General features: G+C 71.4%; 12 protein-coding genes. 8 read left to right on the top strand and 4 right to left on the bottom strand.

Annotated elements, in window-relative coordinates; genetic code table 11:
* Positions 1–65: 65 nt before the first annotated feature.
* Genes POL25_RS34085 through POL25_RS34070 form a run of 4 tightly spaced genes read left to right on the top strand, consistent with a single transcriptional unit; the run spans position 66 to position 3,506 of the window.
* Positions 66–884: a formylglycine-generating enzyme family protein gene (locus POL25_RS34085; RefSeq protein WP_272090485.1), complete on the top strand. Its 819-nt coding sequence runs from the start codon at positions 66–68 to the stop codon at positions 882–884.
* Positions 881–1,981: a formylglycine-generating enzyme family protein gene (locus tag POL25_RS34080; protein WP_272090484.1), complete on the top strand. Its 1,101-nt coding sequence runs from the start codon at positions 881–883 to the stop codon at positions 1,979–1,981. The genes POL25_RS34085 and POL25_RS34080 overlap by 4 nt, the downstream gene beginning before the upstream one ends.
* Before the next feature lie 32 nt (positions 1,982–2,013).
* A complete protein-coding gene (locus POL25_RS34075) occupies positions 2,014–2,619 on the top strand; it encodes a hypothetical protein (RefSeq protein ID WP_272090483.1) in 606 nt (201 codons plus the stop codon).
* Entirely contained in the window at positions 2,619–3,506 is an 888-nt protein-coding gene (locus tag POL25_RS34070; protein WP_272090482.1) for a toxin-antitoxin system YwqK family antitoxin, read from the top strand. The genes POL25_RS34075 and POL25_RS34070 overlap by 1 nt, the downstream gene beginning before the upstream one ends.
* Positions 3,507–3,645: 139 nt before the next feature.
* Here the strand turns inward: POL25_RS34070 and POL25_RS34065 are convergent, their stop codons facing one another.
* On the bottom strand, positions 3,646–4,530 hold the full coding sequence (locus tag POL25_RS34065) for a CHAT domain-containing protein (protein WP_272090481.1): 885 nt from the start codon (positions 4,528–4,530) through the stop codon (positions 3,646–3,648).
* Positions 4,527–6,281, bottom strand: coding sequence for a caspase family protein (locus POL25_RS34060; protein ID WP_272090480.1), 1,755 nt, complete (start codon positions 6,279–6,281; stop codon positions 4,527–4,529). Before POL25_RS34060 ends, POL25_RS34065 begins: the two co-directional genes overlap by 4 nt.
* Before the next feature lie 100 nt (positions 6,282–6,381).
* Here POL25_RS34060 and POL25_RS34055 point away from each other — a divergent pair, with 100 nt between their 5' ends.
* The 3 genes from POL25_RS34055 to POL25_RS34045 all read left to right on the top strand — a co-directional run bounded on the left by POL25_RS34055 (position 6,382) and on the right by POL25_RS34045 (position 10,360).
* A complete protein-coding gene (locus POL25_RS34055; RefSeq protein ID WP_272090479.1) occupies positions 6,382–9,114 on the top strand; it encodes a serine/threonine-protein kinase in 2,733 nt (910 codons plus the stop codon).
* Positions 9,115–9,233: 119 nt separating this feature from the next.
* Complete coding sequence (locus POL25_RS34050) at positions 9,234–9,587, top strand: hypothetical protein (protein WP_272090478.1); 354 nt, start codon at positions 9,234–9,236, stop codon at positions 9,585–9,587.
* Between the two features lie 98 nt (positions 9,588–9,685).
* On the top strand, positions 9,686–10,360 hold the full coding sequence (locus POL25_RS34045; RefSeq protein ID WP_272090477.1) for an RNA polymerase sigma factor: 675 nt from the start codon (positions 9,686–9,688) through the stop codon (positions 10,358–10,360).
* On the opposite strand, the gene POL25_RS34040 is transcribed toward POL25_RS34045, so the two are convergent.
* Complete coding sequence (locus tag POL25_RS34040) at positions 10,361–11,086, bottom strand: head GIN domain-containing protein (RefSeq protein ID WP_272090476.1); 726 nt, start codon at positions 11,084–11,086, stop codon at positions 10,361–10,363.
* Positions 11,087–11,266: 180 nt separating this feature from the next.
* Here POL25_RS34040 and POL25_RS34035 point away from each other — a divergent pair, with 180 nt between their 5' ends.
* Positions 11,267–12,850: a bifunctional 3-(3-hydroxy-phenyl)propionate/3-hydroxycinnamic acid hydroxylase gene (locus POL25_RS34035; RefSeq protein WP_272090475.1), complete on the top strand. Its 1,584-nt coding sequence runs from the start codon at positions 11,267–11,269 to the stop codon at positions 12,848–12,850.
* 100 nt (positions 12,851–12,950) lie between these two features.
* On the opposite strand, the gene POL25_RS34030 is transcribed toward POL25_RS34035, so the two are convergent.
* Positions 12,951–13,796 carry a universal stress protein gene (locus POL25_RS34030; protein WP_272090474.1) on the bottom strand — a complete coding sequence of 282 codons (846 nt, stop codon included), beginning with the start codon at positions 13,794–13,796 and terminating at the stop codon, positions 12,951–12,953.
* Positions 13,797–13,896 lie beyond the last annotated feature (100 nt).

The following is a 13,896-nucleotide window of genomic DNA, read 5'->3' as shown; positions in this document are numbered from 1 at the left end:
CCAGGTCGTCATCGTCGTCGCTCGCGGCTCCGGGGCCCGTGGTAGAGTGCCGGCGCTGGTGGAGGATGGCGATGACGATCTGGTTGATCGTGCTACGGGCGCTGACGATGAGCTGGGTGCCGCCGCTCATCGATGAATTCAGGGACGAGTACAACCGGCCGTTGCCGGAGCGTAAGTCGAGGCCGGCGAAGCCGGTGAGCGCGGCTTCGCCGTGCAAGCCGGGCATGGCGCTGATCGACGGCGGGACGTTCGCGGCGCGGCCGTTGCGGAGATTCTGTCTCGACACGCACGAGGTGACGGTGGGCGAGTTCCACGCGTACGTGCAGCAGCTGGCCGCGACGGACGGCGAGCGGCTGCAACGGCAGCTCGGGCACGTGAGCGCGTCGGAGCCGATCGGGAAGGAGCGCTGCACGTGGTCGCGCCGGGGCAAGGCGCCGCAGCGGCCGATCAATTGCGTGGCGATCGACGAGGCGCAGGAGTTCTGCGAGTTCCACGGCAAGCGGCTGCCGACTCACGTCGAGTGGAAGTGGGCGGCGCGAGGCGCACTGGCGGCATTCAAGTATCCGGGCGGGAATCACAAGCCGACGGCGGCGTGGCTCAACATGCCGCGCGCGGCCGACGATCGCTACGGTGAGCCGCGCGATGTTGGGTCGTACACGCCGTCGCTTTCGGGGCTGCATGACATGGCGGGCAACGTGTGGGAGTGGGTCGCGTGCACGACGGCGGAGCCGCGCTGCTCGGCGCGAGGCGGGGGCTTCGCCACGTTCGCAGAGGAAGAGCTGCGAACGGCCTTCGCCGGGCGTGAGCACGCCCGTGAGGCCCGGAGCGCAGAGGTCGGGTTCCGCTGCGCCGCGGCAGCCGCGACAGGGGATGCGCAGCGATGAAGCGTCCCGACACAGCCAGCATGGCGGATCTGCTGTGCTCGATCTTCGCCAAGGACGAGCTGCGGCGGTTCATGATGCTGCATTACAAGGAGATCCACGACGGCATTCGCTGGGAGGACTCCCACCTGGTGCTCACGGCGGAGATCGCGGCGGCGTTCGAGCGGCACGGGCACATCGACGACGCGTCGCTGAAGGCGGCGCTGAAGGCTGAGCGGCCGCGGCGAGGGCGTGACATCGCCGAGCTGCGGAGCGCGCGGCGATGGCTGCCGGCGGTGATGCTGGGGGCGATGGGGCTGGGCGGCGTGGTGATGTATGAACAGGGGCTCCTCGGCGGGCGAGCGATCGATCCCGAGTCGATGGTGCTCCCGGGCGAAGCGGTGGTTACTGCGGAGGAGGCGGCGAAGCCTCCTGCGCCCTGCCCGGAGGACATGGTCCTCGTGGTGCCGGATCCGCGGCTCTATCGCGGGGAGCGGTCGTTCTGCCTCGACGTCCACGAGGTCTCGCGCGGGCGCTACGGATTGACGTGTCCGCCGGTCAGGCACGGCGGGGTCCACGACCAACTCGATGCGACGTATGCCCAGCACTGCGACCCAGCGGTGCCAGATCCGCGGTGGAGTGACTACCCGGTGGTGCAGATCACGGCCGCCGAGGCTCGCATCTTTTGTGAACAGCAGGGGCGCCGGCTGCCAACCGCTAGCGAGCGCAAGATCGCCGCGGTGATGGACATCGACTACCGGCGCGTCGGCGAATTCATAAAGCTGATGAACCTGTGCGGCGCGGAGTGTCTCAAGTCGGCCAACGTGCCGCCGTTCGTGTTCAAGCACGAGGACGCGTTCAGCCACCTCGCGCCCGTCGGTTCGTTCCGTGACTGGTTCCCGTCGCGCCTCGGGGTGGCGGACCTGTTCGGTAACGCGCAGGAGTTCGTGCTGCGGGGCGACGGGGCGATCGCGTGCGGTGGGAGCTGGCTGTCGTACGACAAGAAATTCTTGGCACCCGATCGTTGTGACGACGAGACGACAAAGGTTCTCGATCACAAGCGGATGCCGGACGTCGGGTTCCGCTGCGCCAGCGATCTCGCGGTGGAGGACGCGTCCTGATGCATGGGGTCTTGAACTGCATGGTTGCCCTCATGGTCGGTGTCGATCCGGCGGCGGATCCGTTCGCGGCGGAGACGCGGCCACCGGAGATCGATCGCTCGCGTATCGATGTGCCGTCGGCGGACGGTTCGGAGTGGTCGGCGCCGCCGCCTCCGTTACCGCCGCCAGCGCCGGTGCAGCCGCCGGCGCCGGTGTTTGCGAGCCGCGAGCCGTCTCTCGATGCACCGCCTCCGGCGAGGTCGGGTGCGCGGCGGGTCGAGCCGGAGACGTCGCAGCCCGCGGGGCCCGATGGCAAGCCGCTGATCAGGGGTGGCATGCTCGTACTCGGGTGCGCGGCGGCGTCGGCGGCGGGCAGTCTGTATTCGTGGCACTTGCAGGGGCAGCGCGAGGAGCGGCTGTCGATGGCCGAGACGAGGAACGAGACCGCGCAGACGTATGGCCTGCCGCTGGAGGACACGGGTGGCCTTCGCGGTGAGGTGCGGCTCTATCGAGGGCTGGCGATCGGGCTGGCGGTGACTGCGGGGGTGCTGGCGATCGTGGGGGGGAGCGTGGCGCTAGCGGGCGTGCGGCAGCGCAATCGAGCACGCGCCGTGGTGCTGCGACTAGCGGGTGGGCTCGGCTGGGAGGTGAGGTTCTGATGCGACGGCTCGATCGATGGTTTCTGGGGCTGATCGCGGCGACGGTCCTGAGCTTGCCCGCTCTCGCAGCCGAGTCTGCGCCCTGCCCTGAAGGCGCGAGCTGGTACGGACAGGCGCCGCCGCATGGGTCGGGGTACTTCTGTGGCAAGACGCGGGCCGACGGAGAGGTCGTGCGCCACGGATGGGGCGTGGTTTATGATGCGATCTCCGGGGTGAAGCGCGAAGAATGTCAATACCGCGAGGGGGTGCGCGACGGGCGGTGTACCTTCTTCGATGAGCGAGGCGATCGCAGCGAGCGCGGGACGTATGCGGCGGGGGTGCGCACCGGGGTGTGGTGGTACTGGTCGTTGCCCTCGCCGCAGGGGCGCCTTCACGAGCTGGTGTTGCCCATCGGGGCGCCGGAGGCGGCGGTGCGGCGTCGGGCTGTCGTGCAGGGATTCTTGGTCGAGCTCGGGGCCGAGGCGAAGGAGGCGGCGGCGCTGGCCGAGTCGGTCTTGAATTATGTCGACAGCGAGCACGGCGAGCGACGGCAGGTGTGTGGGCCGCACCTGTGCGTCGGGCCAGGGCGAATTCCGGCGGAGCCGATCTTCGTCGACCCGGGGGCGACAGCCGAACAGGCGCAGCGCGATCGCAAGTTGCTGGCGCAGCACGAGGCCCGCGCTCGGATGCGCGAGCGTGAGGAGGCGAAGGCAGTCCGACTGGCACATGCGAGGCGCGAAGCGGAGGTGCGAAGAGCGAACCGAGAGGCCGCGCGGGAGGCGGCTAGCGAAGTTGAAGCGGAAGGGGAACGGTACTGCTGTCGCTATTGCTCGACGGGGCAGCCGTGCGGAGACAGCTGCATCGCTCGCAACAAGACCTGTCACAAGGGACAGGGTTGCGCGTGTTGAGCAGTGTCGCGGCGGCGGGGCTGGGAGCGCTCTTCGTGATGGTCGGCGGCGGCGCGTGGGATGAGACGAGCGGCTCTCGCTATGCTCATCACCGCAGTGTGCTGCCGCGTCTGCTCGCGTCGAAGCGGGCGAGTCGGGCTCAGAACAGGCGGTAGCGGGCCGGGTCGACGCTGTTGCGCAGCGAGAGCTGCGGGAGATGATCGGCGGGGAGGTTGTGGACCTGCAGGGCGGCGCGGGCGGTGTCGAAGGCGGTGGTGAGGCTGTCGCGCTGGGCGAGCGCGCGGTAGAGCTGGACGGCGAACTGGCGCGCCGCGTCGTCGTCGACCTCGTCGCGCATGCCGACCACGGCGTCGACGTGAGGACGCAGGGCGTTGGCGAGGATGGCGCTGTAGCAGCAATTCAGGACGACGAGGCGCGGGCGTCGCGGGCGGGCGGCGATGAGGCTGGCAAGGGCTTCGGGCAAGACCGGGTGCGTGGCGCCGTCGGCGGTCTGAAGCAGCAGCGCGCCGTTCTTGCCGCCGTGGCCGGCGAAGTGCAGCACGTCGGGCGAGGCGGCGACGACGGCGTCGAGCAGGTCGTCGGGGCCGGCGCCCCAGGACCACTGGAAACGGAAGCGGTTGCTGGTGCCGCGCAGCTTGTCCTCGATGGCCTTGGCCTCTTCGGCGAGGCGCAGCGCGGGCAGCCGCAGCGGGTTGGCGGCGACGAACGCGACCAGCAGTTGATCGCTGGTGGAGACGGAGGCTGCGTGGCCGCTATCGGCGGCGTCGAAGTGGCGGCGGAGCCGATCGATCTCGGGGCGGAAGCGCGGCCGCTCGCGCTCGAGCAGGGCGAACAGGGTACCATCGATCAGACCGAGGCGATCGAGCGCGGTGCACAGCTGCATGCAAAGCTCGGCGTGGGACATCGATTCGCCGGGCAGCCGCGGGCCGACGTCGGGGTAATGAAAAGTGACGATCTGCCGCAGCTCGGAGGCGGTGAAGCGATCGAGCAGGAATTGATGGAGGGGTTGGATCGACTGGCTCATGACGGGGGCGTTGCGGCGGCGCGGGCGGTGAATGCGAAGACCTCGACGTGGACGCCGGGTGCGGTGCGGTACGAGGTGCCAGCGGGGTCAGACGATTCGAAGCTCCACAGCTCCTGGCGGTGCTCGCTGGCGACGATGACGAGGCGCTCGTGGCGGCGCTCCCCGGGGGCGAGCGGGCGACGCGGCAGGAGGACGCCGCGGGCGGCGCGAGCGAAGGGGCGAGCGCCGAGGAGGTGGGTGGTGCGCGGCGGGAGCTCGATGCCCATCGACTGCGAGCGTGACAGCAGGGCGGCGTGACCGTCGTCGGCGAGCCAGAACACGCTGACGAAGCGGCGACCGGCGGCGGTGTTCTCGAGGCGCACGAACACGGGGGTGTCGTCGGCGAGCTCGGCTTCACGCGGCGGGAGGGCCTCGAGCACGCCGGCGCGGACGCGGCCCCAGCTGGCCCGGACCCCGAGCGAGCGGAGACTGCCGGCGCCGAGGTGCTGCAGGCGCGCGCTGCGGGCCAGCCGCTGAAGAATGGCGAAGCAGCCGGGGAGGTCGTCGGCGACGAGGCGAGCTTCGTCGGTATGGACGACGATCGCGCTCTCGCTGCACTCGAGGGTGGCGAGGGGGGCGGAGCGGTCACGCGGGTCGACGGACCAACCGGCGGAGCGGAGGGCGCGCGACAGGGGCTCGGTGTGCTCGCGTGGGCCCACGAGGGCGATGCCGCCGTGGCCGTAGAGGTGCAGCGGCACGGCGAAGGAGGCTGGCCCGAGAGACATGTCGGGCGCGGCGGTTGATGATGTCCTGAAGGACAGGTCGTGGGAGGATGTCCCGAGGGACATGTCGATGTCCCGCGGGTGGAGCACGGCATGGGTCGGCGCGAGGTCGTCGACGTGGTGCACGCGGGTCGGGTCGCTGTCGAGGAGGAACAGGTCGCCGCGGCGCACGCCGTGCTGCTGGCCGGCGGCGAGGACGATCCGGCCGTGCTCGCGTCGCACCGGGACGGCGCCGGGCGGCAGGGCCTCGGTGAGGTCGAAGGGGCGGCGGCGGACCGGGCCGGACAGGCGCGGGTGCTGCCGGAGGCCGGCCTGGGCTAGGTGCATTTCGATGCCGGCGAACAGGGCGACCCACGAGGCGTCGCGGGCGGCGGGCAGCTCGGCGAGCAAGGCCCGGGTGAGGGCGCTACCGTGCGCGTGGGCGATGCCGCGGCCGTTGATGCCGCCGGCCGCGAGGCGGACGACGTCGGGGTGAGCCTCGACGTCGAGGGCGTCGATCTCGTCTTGATGGGCGGCCCGCCAGGCGAGGAAGGCGGCCATGGGGGCGGCGGTGTCGTCGACGCTGTCGTGGTCGCCGCGGACGAGCGTGCCCGAGTGGCAACAATCGAGGATCGCCGTGACGTTGCGGGTCTTGCCGGCCAGGCGGGCGCACCACAGCGAGAGCTCGAGGTCGAAGAGACAGGCGTCTTCGCCGTCGGTGGCGACGGTGGCGAAGTAGGTCAGGCGTTCGGGCGCAGGGGTGAGGGCGCGGCTGTCGTGTTCGGTGTTGAGGATCGCGCTGCCGTGGCCGGTGAGATAGAGGAGGACGGCGTCGTCGCGGCCGCAGCGGCCGAGGAGGTCGGCGAGGGCCTGGCGCACCGCCGGCAAGGTGGCGCGCGGCAGGACGACGGGCTCGCCCCCGCGAGCGCGCACGAGGGCGGCCATGTCGGCGAGGTCGACATCCACGCCCTCGAGCCCCCGGGTCGGGGCGCCGATCAGGAGTGCCAGCACGAGGCCATGGTACCATGAGCGGCCGGCCGACCGGCGAGCTTTCCCTCTCGGCGCCTGGGAGTGATCGATCGGCCGGGTCCAGGTCACTACGATGGCAGCCATGTCCGACGACTCCGCCGACGAGCCCCCGGCCCCGCCGCATATCGAGGCGGAGCTCGCGGAGACATTACGGATACTGCGTCTCGCGGATGACGCTGTGAGCCAGCCGGAGCAGCCGCTCGAGCCCGAACCGGAGGGAATACGGGAGCAGAGGCCAATGGGCGCGCCGAGTTCGTTGGAGCCGGGCATGAAGATCGGTCCATTCACGGTGCTTCACCAGCTCGGCACCGGCGGACAGGCCGATGTTTATGCGGTGTACGATCCGAGGCTCAATCGCAAGGTGGCGCTCAAGCTGATCCGCCTCGGCCCCGAGCTCCGCAGTCGGACGCAGAACGAGCGATTGATGCGCGAGGCGCAGGCGCTGGCCCGACTCGAGCACCCGAACGTGGTCCGCGTGCACGACGCCGGGATGTTCGAGGGCGCGGCGTACCTGGTGATGGAGATCAAGCCCGGCGATTCGTTGCACAAGTGGCTCGCACGTCCTCGGCGCTGGCAGGAGATCGTCGAGAAGTTCGTGGCGGCCGGGCGCGGGCTGCATGCGGCCCACCAGGCGGGGATCGTGCACCGCGACTTCAAGGCCGAGAACGTGTTCATCGACAGCTACTTCGGCGCGGTCCTCGGCGACTTCGGCCTCGCGCTCATCACCGTGGAGCCGGTCAGCAATGCCAGCGAGACCGAGCCGGAGACAGGCGCGTCGGAGGCCCGCGCGCCGCTCACCGACGCGGAGCATCGCCTCGGGACCGAGGGATACATCGCCCCGGAGTGCGCCCGCGGGCGCGCGACGGCCCGCAGCGATCAGTACAGCTTTTGTGTGGCGCTGCACCTGGCGCTGTTCGGTCGCATGCCGCGCGCCGGCGTGAACGCTCTGGCGATCCGCGGCAAGGTGCGGGCGCCGCTGGTGCGGGCGCTGCAGCGCGGGCTGGCGGACGACCCGGCGGCGCGGTTCCCCGACATGGCGGCCCTGCTGGCGGCGCTCACGGCTCGTCCGCGGCGGACGCTGGCGATCGTGGCCAGCGCAGCGGCGGCGGCGGCGGTCCTCGGGTTCACGTGGGTGGCCCAGGCCGCGACGCAGGAGCGGTGCGTGTCGCAGGGGCGCGAGCAATTCGCGGCGGTGTGGGACGAGGCGAGGCGGGCCGAGGTCGACACCGCCATCACCGGCCTCGAGCTGCCGTTCGGAGCCAGGGCCAGCGAATCGCTGCAGGGCTTCGCCGACCGCTACGGCGAGGCCTGGACCAAGGCTCGCGCGGGGCTCTGCACCATACCGAACGAGGCCCGAGAGGCATGTCTCTCGCGCCAGCTCGAGCGATTCGCGGGGGTGGTCGCGCTGTACGCCAAACCCGACCGCGAGAGCGTCACGCGCATGCTCGACGTGCTCGGCGGCCTCGATTTGCCGGCGGCGTGCGAGCGGCCGGAGGCTTCGTCGTTGACGGGCACGCCGGACTGGTTGCGCGACTACCTCGACCGCCTCGAGCTGCGGATCGTCGCCGGAGACTACGCGGGGGCGGGCGCGCGGACCGGGGTGGCGCTCGACGCCAGCAGCCCATACAAGGCCGCGCACGCGCGAGCCGTCTACCTGACGGGCTGGCTCGACGCGTCCGCGAGGTCGTCGCGGGAAGCGCTCGACCGGCTACAGGCGGGGGCGCTGCTGGCCGTGGAGGCCGGTGACTACGACACCTTCGCGCGCGCTTCGACCCTCCGGCTCAAGAGCCTCGCCTTCGATCTCGGCGAGCACGGCGAGGCGGCGCTGCAGGCCCCGTGGATCCGCTCGACGATGACGGCACTGCCGACCGATTCGCCGATCCGCCGCCGCTTCGAGGCCGAGTTCGCGGAGGCCGAGGGACTGCGGCTCGATGGCCAGGGCGAGCACGCGAAGGCGGCGGCGCAGCACCTCGAGGGGCTCGCTCAGCGCGAGGCCCTCTTCGGCGCGGAGCATCCCACTACCTCCAAGTCGCACCACAACCTCGGCCTCAGTCTCGCCAACCTCTCGCGGACGCTGAGCGGTCGCGAGCGCGGCGCTCAGTTCGACGAGGCCCGCGAGCACTACCTGCGTGCGGTGCAGATCCGCCAGGCCGCGCTCGGAGAGGATCACCCGCAAACGGTCGAGAGCAGGGCCGGGCTGGCCGAGATGGAATGCGAGTACATGCTGGATTTCGTCGCCAGAGATCCGCGCGGGCTGGAAGAATGCGTCGGCGAGCTCGAGCGTGTGCGCGACCGCTATCGCCAGGGCGACTGGGATCTGCGCGCCGCTCACCGCCGCAGCCGGACGTACGCCAGCTTCGCGGTCTGGGCGGAGTGCATCGACTGCGCCGATGAGGCGCTGCGCGAGGTGTTCGAGGGGATGAAACACCTGTCGGAGGTCGATCCGCGCGAGACCGCGGACATGTGGGCGTTGCGGGGATTGGTCGCGTCACGCCGCAAGCAGCACGAGACGGCCGAGGCGCACTTTCTCGAGAGCGCGGCGGTGCTCGAGGCAGCCGGCGCTCGCGGCTGGGTCTATTCGCAGAACCTCCACAACGCGGCCGGTGCTGCGCTCGAGGGTGGCCGCCCGGACGCCGCAGTGCGATTGATGCTGGATCGCGGCGTGGACATGGCGAACGCGGCCTGCCCTGACCGCCAGGCTTACGCCGAAGAGCTCGACGGGCTCGCGGGTGACATCGCCGCGGTCCACGCGTATGACCGGGGCATCGCCGAGCTGCGGCAGGCCGCCGCGGCCATCCGGCGAGAATGTTCGTGAGCGCGTGACCGGATCGCTCGCCCGTCGGCACTACCGAGTCGCAGAGCCCATCTCCCACCGAAAACCCTCGAGGCCACCGTCAAAACCATCGACGACGGGCCTCGTGCGCAAGGATGCCCATGCACACGACACCGACCACCTTGAACGTGATCTTCACTGCCCCCGGCAACCCCGACTTGAACGAAGACCAGGCCGCGCTGACGTTCGGCAGCGCGGTGAACCAGCTCGAGGTCGCCTGCGGGACCTACGTGTACGCGCAGCATCCGGCCGGGCACACCCTGCGGCTCGAGTCGCCGACCTGGTCGACCTCCAACACCAGCCAGTACCTGTCGTTCTTGCTGCCCGACCGCGAGACCGAGACGACCTTCGTGCTGATCGCCGAGACCACCGGCACCGCGGCGACGATCCGGGTCAGCACCAAGAAGGAGGCGACCAAGCCCGACCCGGTCCGGCGGGCCGCCTTCGGGGTGTAGACCGCGGCGAAAAAAATCACGACCGGAGGTGATCGTCCGCCCCCGGTCGGCGCACCACGCTTCTGGACGGCCTTCGCGCCGTCCAGGAGCCCTGCGCGATGCTCACGACGACGACGACGACCTCCGAGACCCGAACCCCCGTGGCAGACGACGACCGCCCCCTGTTCGACCGCTGGTGCGCGGGTGATGCCCGCGCCGGCAACCTCCTGCTGAAGCGCCACTACGCGCGGCTGCGGCGGTTCTTCCTCAGCAAGGACGAGTCGCACTACCAGGACCTGACCAACCGGACCTTCCTCGAGTGCGTCAAGTCGCGGGACAACTTCCGCGGCGAGTGCAGCTTCCGCGGGTACCTGTTTGCGATCGCCTATCGCGTCCTCTGTCGCCACCTTCAGGAGCGTCGGCGGCGCGACTTCGATTCGTTCGACCCGGAGATCCACGCCGTCGTCGACACCGGCCTGCCCGCGATGTCCTCGTTCGTGTTCGCCAACGAGCAGGCGCGCATGCTGTTCGAGTGTCTGCGCCGGCTGACGATCAACGCCCAGACGGTGCTCGAGCTGCGTTACTGGAACGACCTCACCGAGCCGGAGATCCAGGACGTGCTGAAGCTGAAGTCGCGCGAGACGGTGGCCGGGCGCCTGCGCGTGGCGAAGGAGGCGCTGCGGCGCGAGTGGGCGCGGGTCCAGCCGGGGCACACGCTGGGCGACGCGGACTTCGACGCGTGGATGCGGGAGATCCGCCAACACGTCGACGACAAGAACCCGCGGAACCTCTGATCAGTGGAACACGACCGCGCCCGAGCCGGTGGTGCGGGCGTGGCGATCGGCGGGCGAGCCCCACACGTGAATGTCGCCGGAGCCGAGCAGCTCGGCGTCGACGAGCTCGCTGGCGTGGAGATCGAGCCCGCCCGAGCCGGTGCTGCGGGCCAGGGCCGTGGCGGCCGTCAGCTCGCGGGCGTGGATCGTGCCGGAGCCGGTGTTGATGTAGGCGACGTCGTCGCTCTCGCCGGCGAGGTCGACGCTGCCGGAGCCGGTCGCGCGGACCTCGAGGTGCGCGACCTGCAGTTCGTCGACGGTGATCGAGCCCGAGCCCTTCTGGCGGATGTCGACCAGCTCGGTGGCGACGCCGATGGTCCGCAGGTCGCCGGAGCCGCTGTTTCGCAGCGCGCGCAGGTGCTCGGCGTCGACCTCGACGCGGCAGCCGGCGCGCGGTCGCAGCGGCAGCAGGCCGGCGCGGCCGATGTGCAGGACGCCGTCCCGGACGGCGGTCTCGACGCGATCGAGCAGGTTGGCGTCGCACATCACGCGCACGCTCTCGGCCGCGCCGAGAGTGACCTCGACGTCGAGCGCGGTGTCGTTGACGACCGCGTCGAAGCCCGAGACCTCGCGCTCGCGGACCTCGAGGTCGCCGTCGCCGACCAGCGGGATGCAGCCGCCGGCGAGGAGCGCGGACGGGAGGACGAGCAGGGCGGCGAGGCGAGTGCAGCGGGCGCGGAGCGGCATGGCGGTGCAACACCGCGCCGGCCGAGAAGTGTCACCGCGCGCCCGCCGGGCGAAAGCGCGCTGTTGACGATCGTTCAACGACGATCGATCTCGAGTGATTCGTGGCAGGGATGAATCATGGCAGTCGGGCGCCACCTCGACGCACGCAAGATCCTCGGCGATGATGCGGGCCCTCGCGCCATGCCCTCGCCCCACGCCGACGAGTGTGACGTCGCCATCGTCGGCTGCGGGCCCGTGGGGGCGGTGGCGGCCAATTTCCTGGGCCAGGCGGGGCTGCGCTGCGTGGTGCTGGAGCGCGATACGGACGATCACGGCCAGTCGCGGGCGTTCAGCTGCGACGACGAGGCGCTGCGGATCTTCCAGCAGATCGGGCTCGTCGATCGGCTGCTGGCGGACATGATCGCGGTGGACCAGGTCGATTACACGGGGGTGGCCGGGCGGCCGTTCGCGCAGGTGTGGCTGGCTCGCCTCGATTTCGGCTCGGGCTACAGCCCGCTACACTTCTTTCATCAGCCGGCGCTCGAGGCGACGCTGCGCGCGGGCATGCGTCGGTTCCCGTGGGTGACGCTGCGCCGCGGCTGCGAGGTGACGGGGCTGCGAGCGGGCGCCGAGGCGGTGACGCTGGCGCTGCGTGGCGCGTCGGGTCCGGCGACGCTGACGGCCCGCTACGTGCTCGGCTGCGACGGGGCGCGCAGCACGGTGCGCCGGTCGCTGGGCGTGGCGATGCCAGGGTCGCGCTACGCGGAGCCGTGGCTGGCGATCTCGGGCTACGCGGAGCCGGCGGCGCTGCGGGTGCCGAGCACCCGCTTCGTGTGCGACCCGGCGCGGCCGACCTTCGTCGCGCTAGGACCGGCCGGCGAGCTCCGCATCGAACGCATGATCCACCGCGGCGAGACGGCGGCGACACTCGAGCGACCCGAGGTGGTACGAACATTGGTGGCCCCGTTCGTCGACCCCGATCGCTATCGCATCACGCGCGCCACGATCTACGGGTTCGGCAAGCACGTGGCCGAGCGCTGGCAGGTGGGGCGGGTGTTCCTCGTCGGCGACGCGGCCCACCAGATGCCGCCGTTCATGGGCCAGGGGCTGGTGTCGGGCCTGCGCGACGTGGCCAACCTGGCGTGGAAGCTGGCCGCGGTGCTGGCCGGCACGGCGGATGCCCGGCTGCTGGCGACCTACGAGGTCGAGCGGCGGGCGCACACGCAGGCGATGATCGCCGCCAGCGTGCGCATGGGCCACGTGTTCCTGACGCGCGCGCCGTGGTTGGCGTCCGCGCGCGACGCGATGTTCCGTGCGCTGCAGCAGATCGATCGGGTGCGCCGGTTCATCTGTGACTTCGAGTTCAAGCCGCCGCCGCTGCACCGCGCAGGCTTCATCGCCGGCGGCAAGCGCCCGCGTGGCGGCGCCGAGGGGACCTATTTTCCGCAGGTTCGGGGCGCGGCGGGGCGGTCGGATGAATTGCTGGGGCCGGGCTTCGCGGTGGTCGGGCTCGCGGCCGATCCACGCACGGTCAATCGCGAAGGCTTTTTAGATGGGGTGAACCCGCGGTTCATCCTCGTGGGCCCGGGGACGGGCGAGCCGGGGCTGATCGAGATGGCCGACGCGGACGACCGGCTGGCGTCGTGGTTCCGTCAGCACCGGGCCGCGCTGGCGATCGTCCGGCCCGACCGCCACGTGTTCGCGGCCGGGCCGGCGCACGCGGCCGCGAGCCTCGGCCGCGACCTGGCCGCGGCGCTGCGCGATCCGCCGGGGCTGGCGTCCTGAGTACATGTCGCAAAAGACATGTTCTTTAGGAAATGCCCTTCGAGACATGCTCATAGGAGAATGTCCTCGAGGACATGCCTCGAGAGACAGTTTATATGAGTCAGTCGCGCGGCGGGACCACGGCGACCGGGCAGGCGGCCAGGCCGGCCAGGGCGGAGGCGGTGCTGCTGAGGAAGAAGCGGGCCGGGAGGCCGAGGCGGCGCGAGCCGACGACCACGAGGGCGGCGTCGCGGGCCTCGGCGAGGTCGGCCAGCTCGAGCACCGCGTCGCCGAAGCGCAGGTGCCTCGGCGTGGCGGCGAGGCCGTGCGCGGCGGCCCAGCGCTCGCTGTCCAGCGCGACCTCGGCGCGGTAGGCGTCGCGCGCCCGCAGCCACACGGGGTCGCGGACCTCGTCGTCCTCCTCGTAAAAATCCTCGCCGACATGGACGAGCTCGAGCGCGCGGCCGAGGCGGCTGGCGAGGCCCCGGGCGAACACGGCGGCCTCGTCGCTGGCGGGCTCGAAGTCGGTGGCGAGGAGGATCGGTCCGGCCGCGACGGCGACCAGCGTCGGCGGGACGACGACGGTCGGCGCGGGCAGCTGACGCAGCAGCCGGCGCGCGACCGGGCCGAGGCGCGACAGGGCGCGGCGCGGATCGCTGGCGACGCGACCGACGACGAGGCCGGCGGCGCCGACGGCGAGTCGCGCCAGCCCGGCCTCGGCGGTCTCGGCCTCTTCCGTGACGATCTGCGCGGGCGGAGGGCAGCCGAGCGCATGCGTCGCGCGGGCGACGGCGCGGCCGAGGTCGGCCTCGACCTCGCTGCGCACGTGAGGCCGGCTCCATGGCTCGAGCACGTGGGCGCCGATCACCGATTCGCCGGCGCCGCCGAGCCAGCCAGCGAACGCGAGGGCGCCGCGGCTGCGGTCGCGGAGATCGAGGGCGACGATCCATGGGCTTGCTCGTGACATCAGCGTCGGGATATCACGCGCGCCGCGGCGAGGGTGGTGACATTGCGGTCACACGGCCGGCGAGCGCGTCCGGGATGCGGCGACGCGCAGGAGTTTCGCG

The sequence above is a fragment of the Nannocystis bainbridge genome, from assembly GCF_028368995.1.
In the GTDB taxonomy this organism is placed as follows: Bacteria; Myxococcota_A; Polyangia; order Nannocystales; family Nannocystaceae; genus Nannocystis; species Nannocystis bainbridge.
The sequence above is the reverse complement of the archived record's forward strand: the minus strand, read 5'-3'. Positions and strand labels throughout refer to the sequence as shown.